General features: G+C 48.5%; 11 protein-coding genes and 1 pseudogene. 6 read left to right on the plus strand and 6 right to left on the minus strand.

From position 1 onward, the window contains the following. Positions 1–8: 8 nt before the first annotated feature. Positions 9–1,988 carry a copper resistance system multicopper oxidase gene (locus C2U47_RS16690; RefSeq protein WP_425973269.1) on the minus strand — a complete coding sequence of 660 codons (1,980 nt, stop codon included), beginning with the start codon at positions 1,986–1,988 and terminating at the stop codon, positions 9–11. Positions 1,989–2,081: 93 nt separating this feature from the next. Further along, entirely contained in the window at positions 2,082–2,408 is a 327-nt protein-coding gene (locus C2U47_RS16695) for a hypothetical protein (protein WP_010675891.1), read from the minus strand. A 280-nt stretch (positions 2,409–2,688) separates the two neighbouring features. Between C2U47_RS16695 and C2U47_RS16705 the strand changes: the two genes are divergently transcribed. From C2U47_RS16705 to C2U47_RS16735, 6 genes are all read left to right on the plus strand, one after another. Next, positions 2,689–3,546 (plus strand): IS5 family transposase, encoded by an 858-nt coding sequence (locus C2U47_RS16705; RefSeq protein ID WP_199766817.1) that lies wholly within the window; start codon positions 2,689–2,691, stop codon positions 3,544–3,546. 368 nt (positions 3,547–3,914) lie between these two features. Beyond that, complete coding sequence (locus C2U47_RS16715) at positions 3,915–5,189, plus strand: IS4-like element ISApu2 family transposase (protein ID WP_011191341.1); 1,275 nt, start codon at positions 3,915–3,917, stop codon at positions 5,187–5,189. Positions 5,190–5,632: 443 nt separating this feature from the next. Continuing rightward, positions 5,633–6,040: an antitoxin Xre/MbcA/ParS toxin-binding domain-containing protein gene (locus tag C2U47_RS16720; RefSeq protein WP_258040169.1), complete on the plus strand. Its 408-nt coding sequence runs from the start codon at positions 5,633–5,635 to the stop codon at positions 6,038–6,040. Between the two features lie 694 nt (positions 6,041–6,734). Beyond that, the gene (locus C2U47_RS16725) at positions 6,735–8,225 is read left to right on the plus strand and encodes a SulP family inorganic anion transporter (protein WP_103261754.1); all 1,491 of its coding nucleotides are present in this window, start codon (positions 6,735–6,737) and stop codon (positions 8,223–8,225) included. A gap of 19 nt (positions 8,226–8,244) precedes the next feature. After that, positions 8,245–9,090, plus strand: a complete 846-nt coding sequence (locus tag C2U47_RS16730; protein ID WP_103261755.1) for a universal stress protein — start codon at positions 8,245–8,247, stop codon at positions 9,088–9,090. 145 nt (positions 9,091–9,235) lie between these two features. Continuing rightward, positions 9,236–10,440, plus strand: a protein-coding gene (locus C2U47_RS16735) for an IS3 family transposase (protein ID WP_103261968.1) whose coding sequence is annotated in 2 segments (ribosomal slippage) — positions 9,236–9,554 and positions 9,554–10,440 — 1,206 coding nt in all. Because the reading frame shifts where the segments join, the coding sequence is not laid out codon by codon here. Positions 10,441–10,640: 200 nt separating this feature from the next. Here the strand turns inward: C2U47_RS16735 and istB are convergent. The 4 genes and pseudogenes from istB to C2U47_RS22940 all read right to left on the minus strand — a co-directional run bounded on the left by istB (position 10,641) and on the right by C2U47_RS22940 (position 16,499). After that, positions 10,641–11,396: an IS21-like element ISAs29 family helper ATPase IstB gene (istB, locus tag C2U47_RS16740; protein WP_000194037.1), complete on the minus strand. Its 756-nt coding sequence runs from the start codon at positions 11,394–11,396 to the stop codon at positions 10,641–10,643. Between the two features lie 14 nt (positions 11,397–11,410). After that, complete coding sequence (gene istA, locus C2U47_RS16745; RefSeq protein ID WP_001274811.1) at positions 11,411–12,952, minus strand: IS21-like element ISAs29 family transposase; 1,542 nt, start codon at positions 12,950–12,952, stop codon at positions 11,411–11,413. Positions 12,953–13,173: 221 nt separating this feature from the next. After that, a pseudogene (locus C2U47_RS16750) lies at positions 13,174–13,718 on the minus strand (IS630-like element ISAhy2 family transposase); the annotation flags it as partial. A gap of 510 nt (positions 13,719–14,228) precedes the next feature. Beyond that, positions 14,229–16,499, minus strand: coding sequence for a hypothetical protein (locus C2U47_RS22940; protein WP_158657417.1), 2,271 nt, complete (start codon positions 16,497–16,499; stop codon positions 14,229–14,231). Positions 16,500–16,858 lie beyond the last annotated feature (359 nt).

Consider the following 16,858-nt stretch of genomic DNA (forward strand, 5'->3'; position numbering starts at 1 on the left):
TTATTTCCTCAAGAAACCACTACTTCACGGAACATTCCAGCATCCATATGGAACATAATATGACAGTGCCAAGCCCAACGGCCAATGGCATCAGCGGTCACAAGAAAACTAATTCGTTGTGCTGGCTGCACAGGTATTGTGTGCTTTCTTGCCAAAAAGGAGCCATCTTCATTCTCAAGTTCACTCCACATACCATGTAAATGCATGGGATGGGTCATCATGGTGTCATTGTGGAGAGTAATTCTAACTCTTTCTCCATAATTAAAATGAATTGGTGTTGATTTACCGAACTCAACGCCATCAAACGACCATGTATAGCGTTCCATATTTCCAGTCAAATGAAGTTCAATTTCGCGTTCTGCTGGTCTTGGATCTATGGGCCCACCTTTAGTTTTCAGGTCTGCTAACGTAAGCACTCTTCTCCCATTATTACGTAGCCCTACACCAGGGTCATTCAGATTGCGTCTTGGTGTATCTACCCTCGCATCAACACTGGGCCCAAACTCTGTACTGGCATGCCTAACCTTGCTTGGCGGTGTAGCATTACTCATACCAGCCATGGAGCTATGATCCATCGTTGGCATTGCCCCCGATGCCATGCCAGGCATTGAGCCATGATCCATACCTGCCATAGAGCTATGATCCATCGCTGGCATTGCCCCCGATGCCATGCCAGGCATTGAGCCATGATCCATACCTGCCATAGAGCTATGATCCATCGCTGGCATTGCACCTGATGCCATACCAGGCATTGAGCCATGATCCATACCTGCCATGGAGCCGTGATCCATTCCGTCCATGGAGCCCATCATATCTTCCATTGAAAGAGGCTCAGGTTTGTCTACAGTAGGAATCGGAGCTGAAAGGCCAATCGCCGTCGACAACGTACCTCGGGCAAAACCAGTACGATCCATCGACTGTGCGAAAATCGTATGGGCGTTATCGATGGGTTGAACAATGACATCGTAAGTTTCACCAGGGCCGAAACGAAACTCATCTACGTCTATAGGTTCAATATCAACACCATCGGTTTGTACAACCGTCATTTTTATGCCTGGAATTCTGACATCGTAAAAAGACCCTCCAGCACCATTTATAAATCTAAGTCTGATCTTCTCACCTTTATTGAAGACACCAGTCCAATTTCCATTAGGGGTTGTTCCGTTCATTAAATAGGTTAAAGTTGCAGAGGATAAGTCAGCCAAATCTGTAGAATTCATTCTCATTTCATTCCACATCTGGCGTTTGGTGAAGGCAACCTTTAATCCACTGTTGCTGACATCGTTAATGAAGTCGATAGCTGTAGGCTGATTAAAATTATAGTAATCACTTTGCGATTTCAATTTTGATAAAATTCGCATCGGGTGCTCATCTGTCCAGTCTGACAAGAGAACAACATAATCTCTATCGGCTGATATAATCTCGCCTTCTTTTGGCTCTATAATTAAAGCGCCATACATTCCCGTCTGTTCTTGAGAACCAGAGTGAGAGTGATACCAATATGTACCGGACTGTTCCAACGTGAATTTATATGTGAATGTCTCTCCTGGTTTAATACCATTGAAACTAATACCAGGTACGCCATCCATTTCAAATGGAAGTATTATACCATGCCAATGAATAGAGGTAGGCTCACTGAGCTTATTGGTAACACGAAGAGTAACCTCATCGCCTTCCTTTAAGCGTAATGTCGGTGCAGGTATGGAGCGATTGACAACCGTGGCAATTCTTGTACTTCCAGTAAAGTTGACAACAACTTCTTCAACTACCAGATCGATTACTGTTCCACTTAAAACTGAGCTGTAAACCTTTTGCGGCAGTTCTTCTTTAGCGTTAATTGACATAGGAATCGATGCCACAACTCCGCCAGCAGCAATCCCTTTAACAAACTTTCTTCTTGAGATAGAAGGATTAAATCCATTTTTACTATGAACATCATTCATAAGCGCCTCCATTTCATCACAACTGTGATGTGCGATGATGCTCATTATAGAAATCAATGTACAATTACAATACTGTAATTTTTCTCAATGCGTATAAAAAATGCGCAAAACTTACGTTAAAGCATGATTTTATTTGCTTTATCTGTTTCGCCCACTACCCATTCCATGCTGAAGTGCAATCACATGGACATCACCGTTGTAGCTGACTTTGACTGTGTTGATACTTTTGTCCATGGGGAGTTGCAGTTGCTTTGTCTTCCCAGGAGTAGCCATTACAGTACCCAGTTTAGTGTCATCCAGGGTAGATACACTCACAGTATCGGTACTAAGTGCGTTGGCACTCCAATCCATATATATAATGTTGTGCCCAGCACGAACGTTATAAGGCACAGGAGCCTGAGCAAAGGCGGAGAAGCTTCCGACGACCAGCGTACATGCCATGAATGCACCAATTTTAATATTCATAAACCACCTCATTTAATTATGACTCAAGTTACGTGACTAACTATATACTCTGAATCATTACATGAAGCTGTCACAAAAATTACAAATTAGTAATAAACCTATTGAAGAGTGTTTGGGGAACGCTGGATGCCTTAAATCAGGACATACCCTATTTTTTGACCTGCTCAGATAGAGATTCGGTTCATGCAGCATGAATCGCCCGGCTTCTCTAGGGAAGGTGCGAACAAGTCCCTGATATGAGATCATATTTGTCATTTGGAGCCATGAAACAGGGTTCATCATGAGTCATCAGCTCACCTTCGCCGACAGTGAATTCAGCAGTAAGAGCCGTCAGACCAGAAAAGAGATTTTCTTGTCCCGCATGGAGCAGATTCTGCCATGGCAAAACATAGTGGAAGTCATCGAGCCGTTTTATCCCAAGGCTGGTAATGGCCGGCGACCTTATCCGCTGGAAACCATGCTGCGCATTCACTGCATGCAGCATTGGTACAACCTGAGCGATGGCGCGATGGAAGATGCTCTGTACGAAATCGCCTCCATGCGTCTGTTTGCCCGGTTATCCCTGGATAGCGCCTTGCCGGACCGCACCACCATCATGAATTTCCGCCACCTGCTGGAGCAGCATCAACTGGCCCGCCAATTGTTCAAGACCATCAATCGCTGGCTGGCCGAAGAAGGCGTCATGATGACTCAAGGCACCTTGGTCGATGCCAAGAGTGGCCTGACCCACAGCCTAGTCACCACCGCGGCCAACGAGCATGACCTCAATCAGCTGGGTAATCTGCTGCATGGAGAGGAGCAATTTGTCTCAGCCGATGCCGGCTACCAAGGGGCGCCACAGCGCGAGGAGCTGGCCGAGGTGGATGTGGACTGGCTGATCGCCGAGCGCCCCGGCAAGGTAAGAACCTTGAAACAGCATCCACGCAAGAACAAAACGGCCATCAACATCGAATACATGAAAGCCAGCATCCGGGCCAAGGTGGAGCACCCATTTCGCATCATCAAGCGACAGTTCGGCTTCGTGAAAGCCAGATACAAGGGGTTGCTGAAAAACGATAACCAACTGGCGATGTTATTCACGCTGGCCAACCTGTTTCGGGCGGACCAAATGATACGTCAGTGGGAGAGATCTCACTAAAAACTGGGAATAACGCCTTAAATGGCGAAGAAACGGTCTAAATAGGCTGATTCAAGGTATTTACGGGAGAAAAAACGGCTCAAACATGAAGAAATGAAATGACTGAGTCAGCCGAGAAGAATTTCCCCGCTTATTCGCACCTTCCCTAATCTGATGAGAATAGGAGTTATCATACGCGGACTGACTATATATGGTGCAACCTGTTTTTGGCTACTTTTTGGTATCCATGCGAATAAGGGTTTTCACCTCAACAACAGTGGCTACGATCATGTACAGGATCTTTAGCTACAACCAATTGAAATAGATAGAAAAAAGGCTTCGTTTGTGATCTGATTTAATCGCAAAAAAAAACCGACACGCCCGAAGCCATGACTATTATCAATGCAACCCAGTACCTCAAGCAACTTCTTAGCTCTTCTGAACTCAACCGGATCGGTAAATTTACCGGTTTTTGTCAGCGACTCCGGGATATCCAGCCTGCGAGACTACTCCCGGCTCTGCTCTCAGGGCTTGGTTGCGACAAGGTGGATGGTATTGCTGGTTTGCATCGCCATTTCAATGCGTTGCAGCTCCATGATACTGACCAAATAGCGTATAAACCCTTTCACAACCAGTTACGCAAGCAGGGTTTTCCCTTGTTCATGCGCGCACTGGTTGAACGAGCCATCGCCTTACGCCTCAAGGAGTGTCTACCGGACGCCCACGGACTGGCAGGCTTTGAGCAGGTACTGCTGCAGGACGGGTCGTCATTCGCGTTACATCCGCAATTGGCAGAACATTTCCCGGGCCGATTCAATAAGCACAGCCCCGCTGCGGTAGAGTGTCATATGACCATGTCCTTGCTGGACCAGTCGCCGATATCGATGAGTATCACGGCGGATACCGAATCGGAGCGCAAGCATCTTCCGGCCGCAAATTCGTTAAATAACAAACTGTTATTGGCGGATGCCGGTTACATCAGCCGCGAGTACTTTGCTGATGTGACCAAAGCCAAAGGAAGCTATCTGGTCAGAGGGAGTCAAAATCTCAATCCCAAAGTACAGGCAGCTTACCGACAGGACGGCAGGGAAATGCCCAAGTTACTCGGAAAAAAGCTCAAGGATATCGATCGGAGAAGCTGCAGAGCCGAGGTTCTGGATCTGGATGTGAGTTCGGGAAAGTATAAATATCGACTCATAAGACGTTGGTTTGCAGAGGAAAAACGGTTCTGTATATGGATGACCAATCTTCCGCGTGAGCGATGGCCAGCCGAGAAGGTGATGGCATTGTATCGTTGCCGTTGGCAGATCGAACTGTTGTTCAAAGAGCTGAAATCACATAACCGGTTGAAGGCGTTCGCGACACGACAAAAAGCGATAGCGGAAGGCTTGATCTGGGCTAGTTTGCTGGCCTTGCTGGTCAAACGTCGGCTGGCGCTGACGCTGATTGGCAGCGCGGAGTTATCGATGTTGAAGATTGCCAAAAACAGCGCGCTTTGGTTAATGCCGATATTGGCGAGCATCATCCATGGTGCGTGGCAGGAAATAACAGAGAAGTTGGAGTGGGCAATGGTGTATTTATCCAAAAACGGCAAAAAGAGTAGGCAGAGAAAATCCAAGCAAAACAACACGTTAGACGGTATTATTAATTCGCTTGCCGCTTAAGGTTCTGTACATGTGGCTACGATAGGAACACCTATCGAACTCAATAACTCGCCATTTTCAGTTCTGGTAACCTCGGGATCACCCTTATACCAACACCATTCTCGGCCAGTTTTTGTGTCGGCTGCCTCTAAGATGCCACAACGATAATCAAAATTGATGGTCACTGAATGTTCTCTCGGCTAGCTAGCTTGGTTATAGCATAGTAAATATATGAGAATTCAAGTCTCATAAAGACCCCAGATAGAATTATGCACAGAGATTCACGAAAAAGTTGGTATTACCCGAATTGGGCTCTTCAACCTCTGCATCCAGTGCCTCATCCAACAAACATCGCCACCGCCACATTGAACGGATAGGATAGGGTAATCGCGTATCGTAGGTTCAGGGGAGATTTCATCATGTCCTATTCCAGTTATCATCCAGGTAAGACCGAAGCCTCTGTGATGACGCTATCTAGCTCTCTTGGGATCCCCAGCGACCCGTTGGGGTCGCATCTATGGATCATGGCTGGCGTAGCTCCTGGCAGCATTCATCGACTGGCTGAATTGATGAGTGCAGACATAGGTTTGATATGCCGCCTAGCAGGCATTAGCCGCCACACTGTTGCTCGCAAGCTGAGGATTGGGGCCCCCCTATCAATCTCTCAGGGTGCTAGGGTATACGGCGTTGTACAGGCACTCGATGCGGCACTATCCCTCAACAAGAACGATACTGCCAAGGCGTTGTCATGGCTAAACAGACCAGCCTGGGGCCTCGGTGGCGTGACTCCAGCCACATTGCTGAATACACCGATGGGGGTTCAGGCTGTTGTCGATCTGGTGGGACGGATTAGGCATGGGGTTTGCGTATAAGCAATAAGTCGGGGGGCGGTGAGAATAAAACCATCCAGATTGGCCAAATTTCCACCAAACAGAATTATTTTCAAACTTTTTCACATCCCCCCACTTGAAAAATTCGGAAAACTGTCCATTTACTAATTATGAGAGCTATAAATTAATTTTTTCCATTTCAACATTCCGCTGCTGCGCAGCGAAGAGAAACCAGTTTTACTACCCCCCCATAAGCTATTTTTTTAAATAAATGAAATTTAAAGAGCACTGATAAATTAAAGTTCCTTAACTTAGCTTAAGACATCAATGCTCCATCACTCAGTAATAAATTAGATTCATATAAACAGAAAACAGAAAACAGAAAACAGAAAACAGAAAACAGAAATGTAACCTCAGTTAAGATGTGGTTATATTCGCCCTGTAGGGCGGAAAATTTAAAAGGTGTTTTTGCTAGGCACGATAACCCTACCTGTGCAAGCGCTTCTCTGCTATCATCCGCAGCCCATGAACAAATTGCATACTGGCGTGACTGTAACGCCGCCCTAACCCCTCCCTCTGCGGCTCCTGCCGCCTGACTCTGGTTGTCACAACCGGAGCGCTTTTTTACACCCATTAGATCCCAATACAACAATCTGATCCTGCCCGAACTCCATCTGACCCCCAAGTCGATGGGTGCGTTGTGCTATGGATCCTAAACAAGCGAGAAAATCCCCCCATGCTAGAACGTGCAAGACAAGAGTGGTTCTCCAACATCCGTGGTGACCTGTTAGCCGGAATCGTGGTCGCCCTGGCGCTGATCCCAGAAGCCATCGCCTTCTCCATTATTGCTGGAGTAGACCCCAAAGTCGGCCTCTATGCCTCCTTCTGTATCGCCGTGGTCATAGCCTTTGTTGGCGGTCGTCCAGGCATGATCTCGGCAGCCACAGGCGCAATGGCACTCCTGATGGTGACCCTGGTCAAAGAGCATGGCCTGCAATATCTGCTGGCAGCAACTCTGCTCACTGGGGTACTCCAGATCGCGGCTGGTTACTTGAAGCTCGGCAGCCTGATGCGGTTTGTCTCCCGTTCCGTGGTCACCGGCTTCGTCAATGCGCTGGCGATCCTCATCTTTATGGCCCAGTTGCCTGAGCTCACCAACGTCACCTGGCAGGTCTATGCCATGACAGCAGCTGGCCTTGGCATCATCTATCTGTTCCCGCTTATTCCGGTGGTTGGCAAGCTAGTGCCTTCTCCGCTGCTCTGCATCGTCATCCTGACGGCAGTCGCCATCACCATGGGCATCGATATCCGTACTGTAGGCGATATGGGCGAGCTGCCCGATACTCTGCCCATCTTCCTGTGGCCCGAAGTGCCGCTCAATCTGGAGACGCTGGCGATCATCTTCCCATATTCCGCAGGTCTGGCCGTGGTCGGTCTGCTCGAATCCATGATGACGGCAGCGATTGTCGATGATCTGACCGATACCCAGAGCGACCGCAATCGTGAATGCAAGGGCCAGGGGATTGCCAATATCGGTGCGGGCCTGATGGGTGGCATGGCGGGGTGCGCCATGATTGGTCAGTCCATCATCAACATCAAATCCGGTGGCCGTGGCCGCCTCTCGGCCTTTGCTGCGGGGGTGATCCTGATACTGATGGTGGTGTTCATGGACGAATGGCTCCGCCAAATTCCCATGGCGGCACTGGTGGCCGTAATGATCATGGTCTCTATCGGGACGTTCTCCTGGGATTCACTGCGCAATCTCAAAAAGCACCCGCTCTCCACCAATATCGTGATGGTAGCCACGGTTATCGTAGTTGTGGCTACTCATAACCTGGCACTCGGGGTATTTGTCGGTGTGCTGTTGGCCTCACTGTTCTTCGCCAACAAGGTCGCCCGCTTCATGCTGGTCAAAAGTGATAGTGAGCGCAGTGGTGAAGTACGTACCTATCTGGTGCGCGGCCAAGTGTTCTTCGCCAGTGCCGAGCAGTTCTTTGCCGGATTCGACTTCAAGGAAGTGGTGGAGAAAGTGGTGATCGACCTGACTCACGCTCACTTTTGGGACATCAGTTCTGTCACTGCGCTGGACAAGGTGGTCATCAAGTTCCGCCGTGAGGGCACCGAGGTTGAGCTGATCGGTCTGAACGAAGCAAGCGCGACCATCGTTGACCGCTTTGGTGTACACGACAAGCCGGAAGAAGTTGAAAAGCTGCTGGCTGGACACTGATCACAAGAAGGAATTCATCATGACAAACATTTTTGCCTGTATCGATGGCTCCCCAGCCATGACAGCAGTGTGTGATGCGGCGGCATGGGCCTCTGCCAATACTGGGTTACCCGTCACCTTGCTGCACGTATTGGAAAAAAACGAGTTTGAAGGACACAGCGATCTCTCCGGCAATATTGGTCTTGGCAGCCGCGAGCTTCTTCTCCAGGAGCTCGCCGAGCTGGATCATCAACGCAGCCGCCTCGCCCATGAACAGGGGCGGATGCTGCTCAAAAGCAGCCAGGAGTATCTTGCTGGCTTGGGGATGACAGGGGTCGAGACCCTGCAACGCCACGGCCAGCTGGTAGAGACGACCCAGGAGCTCTCATCCGGTATGCGGATGTTGATCATGGGCAAGCAGGGCACGGCCCATGCCCACGAATTGATTGGCAGCAATATTGAGAGCGTCATCCGTACCCTGGCTAATCCCATCATGGTGGTGCAGCCGGGCTTTCAGGCCCCAAGCCGCTTCCTGTTTGCCTATGACGCAAGCCCGACTGCCAAGAAGGTACTGGAGTTGATCGCAAGCAGCCTACTGCTCAAGGGGCTTGAGTGTGAGCTGGTGATGGTTGGCGAACCAAGTGACGAGCACGAACGGCAGCTGGCACAAGCCAAACAGGTGTTGAAAAGTGCAGGTATCAGAGTTGAAGCAATGCTGCTGCAAGGAGAGGTGGTGCCAGTGATTTGCCAGCATACCGCCGAGGTGGGCTGCGACCTTATCGTGATGGGGGCTTACGGTCACTCTCGGATCAGGCAGTTCATTGTGGGAAGTACGACAACAGGTATTTTGAAAAAGACTAATGCTTCTTTAATGTTGCTCAGGTGATAATTCTGCTGTGGGGGGGATGGAACTATCCTCCCCACTATGAGTGTTGGTGTTTAGATTGGCCCCTTGAAGATCCAGACACTTCGCCCCTCTTAACTTAAGAGGTAGTCTTGGAGCTATGTTCAGTACTAGTCACAACGAGAAGATGGTCGAAGTGTTAACAGGGGCCGAGCGCCGTCGACGCCGGACTCCACAAGAAAAGATCGCCATCGTGCAGCAGACCTTTGAGCCCGGGATGACCGTCTCTCATGTTGCTCGCTTGCACGACGTCAACGCAAACCAGCTTTTCAAATGGCGTAAGCAATTCCAAGAAGGGTCTCTCACGGCGATCACCGCCGGTGAGGATGTTGTTCCTGCTTCCGAGTTGGCTGCTGCCATCAAGCAGATCCGAGAGCTTCAGCGTCTGCTCGGGAAGAAGACCATGGAGAACGAGATCCTCAAAGAAGCCGTGGAGTATGGTCGAGCAAAAAAATGGATTGCGCATGCGCCCTTGTTGCCGGGGGACGACGATTAAGTGCTGTGAGCCAGGCTCTTAATGTATCGCGTGCGCAGCTATCCGTTCGTGTTCATCGAAAACCGGGTTGGCAAGATGGTCGTCATCATCGCCAGCGTGATGATGCAGCCTTACTTGGCCGTATCATGGAGGCGATGGCAGAGCTTCCCTCCTATGGCTATCGCCGGGTCTGGGCGCTGTTACGGCGTCAGTCTGAGGCAACAGAACAACCTGTGGTAAACGCTAAGCGGGTATATCGCGTCATGCGCGAGCATTGCTTGCTGCTGGAAAGAAAACCAGCTGCACCATTGGCCCAGCAGGCACATAAGGGGCGTGTTGCCGTCAAGGAGAGCAATCGACGGTGGTGCTCAGATGGCTTCGAGTTTCGCTGCGATAACGGTGAAAAACTACGTGTCACGTTCGCCATGGATTGCTGCGATAGGGAAGCGTTGGACTGGGCGGCCAGTACTGGGGGTTACGATAGTGACACTGTGCAAGATGTCATGCTGAGGTCTGTCGAACGTCGCTTTGGGGATTCGTTGCCGGCATCACCGGTGGAGTGGCTGACTGATAATGGCTCGGCGTATCGAGCCCATGAGACCCGCGCGTTTGCACGAGAAATCGGGTTGGAGCCCAGAACGACAGCAGTGAGAAGCCCACAGAGTAACGGTATAGCGGAAAGCTTCGTGAAGACGATGAAGCGAGACTATATCGAGATGATGCCAAAACCGGATAGCCGAACAGCGGTAGGCAATTTGGCTATCGCGTTTGAGCATTATAACGAGCACCACCCGCACAGCGCCTTGGGATACCGTTCACCACGGGAATTTCTGCGCAGTCGGGTATCACAACCCTAAGCGGGAAAAAGTGTCTGGACCTATGGGGTCAAATCCAGTGTTATGGGACGTCACCCAATCACCCGAGCCAGCAGGCTGGCCATTCCTCTACATTGATGATTGCGCGTGATAGTTTCATGCTGCGTATTCCGGCGAAGTTGAACAGCCATTCCGGCCAACGTGAACACCCTGATCCTTAACGCGCTCACGTCACCCCGTTTCTAACTCGAGTGTTCAGATTGGGTCAACTCACTTCTCCTCTTTCTCATCGATTCTCCCTTCAGTGACAGCCGGTGAGCGTTGTGCATCAGCCGGTCCAGGATCGCATCTGCCAGAGTGTTGTCCCCCAAGCTCGCGTACCACTCTTCCGTTGGCAGCTGACTGACCACGACCGTCGAGTATTTCCCGTACCGATCATCCATGATCTCCAGCAGGGCGTTGCGCTGCTCGGCATTCACCGCTTCCAGTCCCCAGTCATCCAGGATCAGCAGCTCTATCCTTGCCAGTTGACCCAGCAGTCTGGCGTAACTGCCATCTACCTTGGCCTGGCTCAGCTCAAGTAGCAGACGCGGCAGCCGGTAGTAACGAGTGCTGTGCCCCTGCTGACAGGCTTGGTAGCCCAGCGCACAGGCTAGGTAGGTTTTTCCGCAGCCACAGGGGCCGGTAATGAGCAGGTTCTGGCCCCGGCGCAGCCACTCTCCTTGGGCCAGGTTTGCCACCTGTGACCGCTCCAGGTTGCGTGCAGACTGGTAGTCCACCTCTTGCACCGTGGCCTGGAGTTTGAGCCTCGCCTGCTTGACCAGCCGAGCTTGTTTACGCTGCTCCCGGCTCAGTTGTTCGTGTTCGACCAGCAGGCTTAGCCGCTCGATGAAGGGCAGCCCTTCGTAGGTACTTGCCTGTTCCAGTTGTTGTTGCACGGCATCCGCCATGCCGGTCAGTTTCAGGTGTCTCAAGCGGGTCAGCGTTTGTTGGGTCATGGGACGTATCCTCTTTAGTGGAAGCTCTGGGGGCCACGGATGTTCTCGTGCTCTTGCGGTAACTCTGGGTAGCTCAGCGGGCTTGCGGGCAGTTGGTCGCGGCCACTGGTCAGCACCGACTTGAGCTGTTTGAGTCGCACCAGACCTTCCCGGTTGGCCAACTGGCAACAGGCTTCAACCCGTGATGGCGGATACTCCCGGCTAAGACTCAGCAGCCCCAGGCAGAGTCGGTATGCCTGCTCGGCATGGGCTTTCTCTTCCAACCGTTCGCTAACCCAGCACAAGGTGCTCGGTCCGATGTCAGCAGCCCACTGTTTAAGACGCCCTGGGGTCCAGCGTTGCTGCTTGCTGTGACGTTCCGGCATGTGCTCAGGGAGCGTGCTCATCCCCGGGATGGTTTTACGTGGATGGCTCGCGACCAGCTGTTGCTGGTGATAGACCTGAAGCAGGGTATCGCCCGCATGGAGCTCCAGTTGCTGACCCACATACTGGTGTGGCACCGAGTAATGGTGCTGCTCATAACTGACGTGATAGTCGATGTTGACCTTGACCGTTTTGATGGCGACATAGCGATAGGGATGCACCGGCAGTGGTCCCAGTGCCGGGCGGTCCAACTGCTCAAATGCGTCACGTCGGTTACCGGGCAGTTGCTTGAACGGACGCTCGTTGAGTTCGTTCAGCAAGGCACGGATGCACTGGTTGAGTTCGGCAAGCGAGAAGAAGGTCTGATGGCGTAGACGGGCCAGGATCCAGCGCTCGACGATCTGCACACCCACCTCCGCCTTGGCCTTGTCCTTGGGCTTGTAAGGACGAGCTGGCATCACCGCCACCTGATAGTGCTCGGCCAACTGCTGGTAGCTGGGGTTGAGCTCGGGATCGTATCGGCAAGCCTTGCTGACACCGCTCTTGAGGTTGTCGGGGATCAGCAGTGCCGGTGTCCCGCCGAAAAACTCAAAGGCACGGACATGGCTTTGCAGCCAGTCCGGCAGTGACTGTGACCAGGTGGCCTCGGCAAAGGTGTAGTTGGACGCACCGAGCACGGCGACAAAGACTTGTGCCTGACGGACCTCACCCGTGGTCGGCGACACGATGGGCACCGTGGGCCCGCAGTAGTCGATAAAGAGCTTTTCCCCCGCCTTGTGGATCTGGCGCATGGAGCGCTTTTGCAACTGACACCAGGACTTGTAACGGTCACAGAACTGGGAGTAGCTGTAACAGCTATTGGGATAGCGCTGGGTGTACTCCTCCCAGAGCAGCTGTTTGGAGACCCCCTTGCGCTTGAGCTCCTGATGGACAGAGGGCCAATCCGGCACAACATGGCGGGCCGAGATGGTGGTATCGGCCTGCGGATAGAACAGGGCAGCCAGTCGGCCATCATCAAGCTCGGTAGGTAAGGGCCAGGTAAGGCCGAGCGCCTGGGCACTTTTGAGGAGTTTCTGGATGGAGCCGACACTGACCTTGGTACAGATACTGATTTGGCGAACAGAGAGGTCAGCTTCCAGCCGCAGTCGCAGTACTTCACGAATTTTACGCATTGCAATCCTCTTGGCAGACATAGGCTCTTCCCTGGCAAAAGGGAGAGCGTATCAAAGGTTTTTAAATCAATGCGTTAAGGATGATTCCGGTGAATGTGAACAGTGATTCCGGGATGTTGAACACTGTTTCCGGAAAGGAGGGGCGAAGTGTTCAGGTTGAACCGGAATGAGCGTTCACATTGGTCCGGAAATGGTGTTCACGTTGAATCGGAATTGGTGTTCATGATCGGCCGGAATATGCAATCCTCATAAAACACCGGATTATCGGCATCACAGCGGGCCAGCGCGGCGTCGATATTCGCCATTTTTTCCTGATAGGCTGGGTCTTTTATCCGCAAGGTCGGCACGGGCCTGCGCCAGACAATGCCCATACGAGGTAACCATCGGCGGAGCGTGGAGGCTGCCACATTGAGCCCTGTTAATCGATTGATTTTTATAGCCAATAGTTCAGTACACCAACGGCTGCGCTGATAACCAAAATCTTGCGGAGAAAACTGCATGAGCAGCACCAGTAAGGTGACAATCTTGGCGATAGGTAAGACTGGGGCACGGCCAGCCGGTAAGGCTTCTAGCGCATCTATGCCTTCATCTCGATACCACCGAAGCCAACGACCGATGGTCGAGCGCGCAGCGCCGGTAAGGTGATGAACATCGGTGATCGTGCGTCCTTCATGTAACAGCAAGATGGCCATCAAGCGACGAGCATGTCCTTTATCACGGGTGGCATGGATGATTTTGTGAATGCGGCGCCGTTGTGTGGTCGTGGCAGGGGTGGTAGGATAGGCATCAACTCAGTCCTTTTGGTGTGGCTTGTTTTGTTTGGCGACTAATGAGATCGCACAAACTGGACGGTTCCCTTCCTCCTGTGATCTACTATTCGGAACAGCTATTTAGATCAAGGTATCTGATAGGCTAACCCCCGCAAGAACGGTTCAAAAGTAACCAACCTCATCTTTTTTTGAGATTTTTTCATTTACCCCACTTGAAAAAATCGAAAAACTGTCCATTTACTATTATTGAGAACAATTAAAAAATTTAAGAATTTCAACATTCCGCTGCTTCGCAGCGAAGATAATCCAGATTTTTAATTCCTTCGAGCTAGGGAAGGTGCGAATAAGTACCCTATGAGCCAAAACTAAAAAGTTTAGCCATTTAATATCAATAATTTAGAATGGTGTGTTTTTGTGCCAAGTGACTTGTTAGCACCTTCCCTAACAAATAGACTGGATAAGCGTACAAAACACCGGTTCAAGACCGGTGTTTTTGATAGTAACAGCAATACCAATAGCGATCTATTTTAGTAACGGCTCATAATTTTAGCAACCCACTCTCTAATATCATTTGACAGACGCGCTTTTTTTACAGTTCTTTTTGAACGACCCGCCCCTGGTCCATCACGATAGTAATTTTGTTCCTGACTCATATAAGTTTCATAGCCAAAATTATTTTTAAGAAATGACTCTAAAAACTTAATTGGAATTTTCCTGTTAGATGGAATGATAAAATAGTCATTATTAAAGAATTTTTTTACTGCAATGAGTTCATGCCCAAACTCAAATTTTCCATTCTCAATCCACGCTAGGAATTTACCAGCCTCATCACTACTGTAGCAATAATTGTCACTGAGTTTTAAATTATTGGCTAGCGATCTTATCATTGCAAATGTTACTGATTCTTGACTATTATAATCGTCAGTACACTTATATAATGGAATGTTATTTGTAATTATTCTGCGTGTATTTCCTCTATCATCAAACCTAATCAATTCCTCACTCAATACCTCACTATAAAAGTGCTCAATATCAAGAGCCTCTTTAGCATAAAACTCACTTCTATTTAATAACCCGCAAATTCGCTCCTCCTCTGTTTTCAACTCCGCTAACTCAAGCATTTTTTTATCACTCATCGTCATCTCAGGTAAAAGATAGCTAATTTTATACCCCTGTTGTTCCAGCATTGTTAGTAGGGTGAAATTATAATCCAAACACAATTTATGTTGAATAAACAATCGGTTAACCATATGCATTAATGTGGGGTTGTGGCAATACTCATGCAAACGTTCAATAGAATAATCACACCCCAACGCTGACATCACCAACTCTGTAATGATATGATCGCTATTTTTATATACCCTATTTTTGCCACCAAGGAGTGCTAAAAATGCATTATTAGCATTCCTCGCTCGGTGGACAAACTGCATAATATCATTAGGCTGAACGAGCCCATTTGAAAAAATTGCAGTAAATGTTAGATCCTTATCTGTGAAACTAAATCCATTTTTCACAACCGGTGTAAAAATTGACACCAGTTTACTGCTAACATTTTTGTTTATAGCACCATTAGGGAATTTACGAGCAGTGTCAGCATCGATTAATATTTTTTTTGGTGTATTTATTGCATTTACCAATACGTTAACATTTGATTTTTTTGCATTGTGTGCCTCGTCGCTAAATACAATACATTTTTTGCCACTTGATGCACGCTCATTGATCTTGTTTATAATATCTGGTTTAGTTGTTAAAAAGATTTCTGGCATATTCCTAGGTTTGGATGATCTATATACGAACACTTTTTTATTACTGAGCGTAGCTAAATTTGAAATAAAATCAAATGAGTCCTGACTTAAAAACGCATCGGCAATAACAACAGTGCTGGCATCAGCAATAATTTTTTTGAAATTATCCATCCTTTCAATGTATTCATCAACTGAGACTCTCATGCCCAATTCTGAGTGCATTAAATTAAAAACATCCTCAAACTCATCTATAATCAAAACTTGGCACTTATCCCGGATATGCTTATATTTTTTACTATATAAAATGCTCAGACTAACACCATAGACACCGGTTTTATTTTTGGGAGTATCTGTCTGATAGTTTCGATTATCCAGATTGTGATACAGAGAATTATTGAAAGCTCGAGATGGATTTAAAAAAATAGGATGCATACCATTATTCCCAGCCTCGTCAAATGTGGGTATTAGGCAATTAGTTGTTTTACCAGTCCCTGGCGGAGTGACAACTATGTGAATCCCAGGGAAACGATCTAGACACAATCTTTCGTGACAAAGATCGATATTAGTTTCAGTAATATTATCATTCTTAGTATAGAAATTGTGCGCTAAAGATACTGCATTTTTTTTAGCATTTAGGTGGTTTTTTATAGCCTCAGCGATTCTATTATGGAATTGATTACAAGTTCGAGACCTAACTTCATCAATTAGAGACACCTCGGACATTCTCTCTGGGCACAAATGATGAGAGCTGGTCACCACTAAATCAATTGCTTCTTTCTCCTCCACCTCATTTTTAGCAAATGGGAGTAGCGTCACCCCTAGATTGAACCTGTTCGAACCTGGCTTAAACTCATGCCCATCCAGCACGACTGTGATCTTATAATCGAATGCAATTTTCACTGCATCAAACCCCGATTTATTGTCACTGATTAATCTTACTGAATTCCTAGACTCACCATCGCCAATAATTTCTACGATTTTATCCCTCAGCGCGTTAGATTCATCAACCCCAAATTTCAACTGGCAGTTAACGCCACAACTCAACACAATCATATCCACCTCATTTAGTTTTTATAATAATATGGTGGCGTTTTTCAACGCTACACTTTTATTATAGTTATTAAATATTTAAATACTTCTCTAGCATTCACACCCAAAATTTTGCGTAGGTATGCCCCTTAGAGATTTTTTAATCTCTTGGAAAAATTCATAAATATAAATTATGTATCTACATACACTGACTGGTATGTACGAAAAGAACGATATGCTTATTCCAAAGCGTTTGCAATAGGGTAAAGAAAAATATCTTGACTTTCTTCTTGAATTATTAGTTAAACATTATAATTGAGCCCTAAAATGGCAAAACTATCTATAAACTCTAATAATTTTGAGGGGTGGCAAGAGCTCTATCT

Source organism: Aeromonas sp. ASNIH7 (assembly GCF_002903485.1).
GTDB lineage: Bacteria > Pseudomonadota > Gammaproteobacteria > Enterobacterales > Aeromonadaceae > Aeromonas > Aeromonas caviae.

Excerpts from the sequence above, each read along its gene's own strand:
- C2U47_RS16690 (WP_425973269.1), bottom strand. The coding sequence starts at position 1,988 with ATGAGCATCATCGCACATCACAGTTGTGATGAAATGGAGGCGCTTATG.
- C2U47_RS16695 (WP_010675891.1), bottom strand. The coding sequence starts at position 2,408 with ATGAATATTAAAATTGGTGCATTCATGGCATGTACGCTGGTCGTCGGA.
- istA (WP_001274811.1), bottom strand. The coding sequence starts at position 12,952 with ATGTCTGCCAAGAGGATTGCAATGCGTAAAATTCGTGAAGTACTGCGA.
- C2U47_RS16715 (WP_011191341.1), top strand. The coding sequence starts at position 3,915 with ATGACTATTATCAATGCAACCCAGTACCTCAAGCAACTTCTTAGCTCT.
- C2U47_RS16720 (WP_258040169.1), top strand. The coding sequence starts at position 5,633 with ATGACGCTATCTAGCTCTCTTGGGATCCCCAGCGACCCGTTGGGGTCG.
- C2U47_RS22940 (WP_158657417.1), bottom strand. The coding sequence starts at position 16,499 with ATGATTGTGTTGAGTTGTGGCGTTAACTGCCAGTTGAAATTTGGGGTT.
- C2U47_RS16730 (WP_103261755.1), top strand. The coding sequence starts at position 8,245 with ATGACAAACATTTTTGCCTGTATCGATGGCTCCCCAGCCATGACAGCA.
- C2U47_RS16725 (WP_103261754.1), top strand. The coding sequence starts at position 6,735 with ATGCTAGAACGTGCAAGACAAGAGTGGTTCTCCAACATCCGTGGTGAC.
- istB (WP_000194037.1), bottom strand. The coding sequence starts at position 11,396 with ATGACCCAACAAACGCTGACCCGCTTGAGACACCTGAAACTGACCGGC.
- C2U47_RS16705 (WP_199766817.1), top strand. The coding sequence starts at position 2,689 with ATGAGTCATCAGCTCACCTTCGCCGACAGTGAATTCAGCAGTAAGAGC.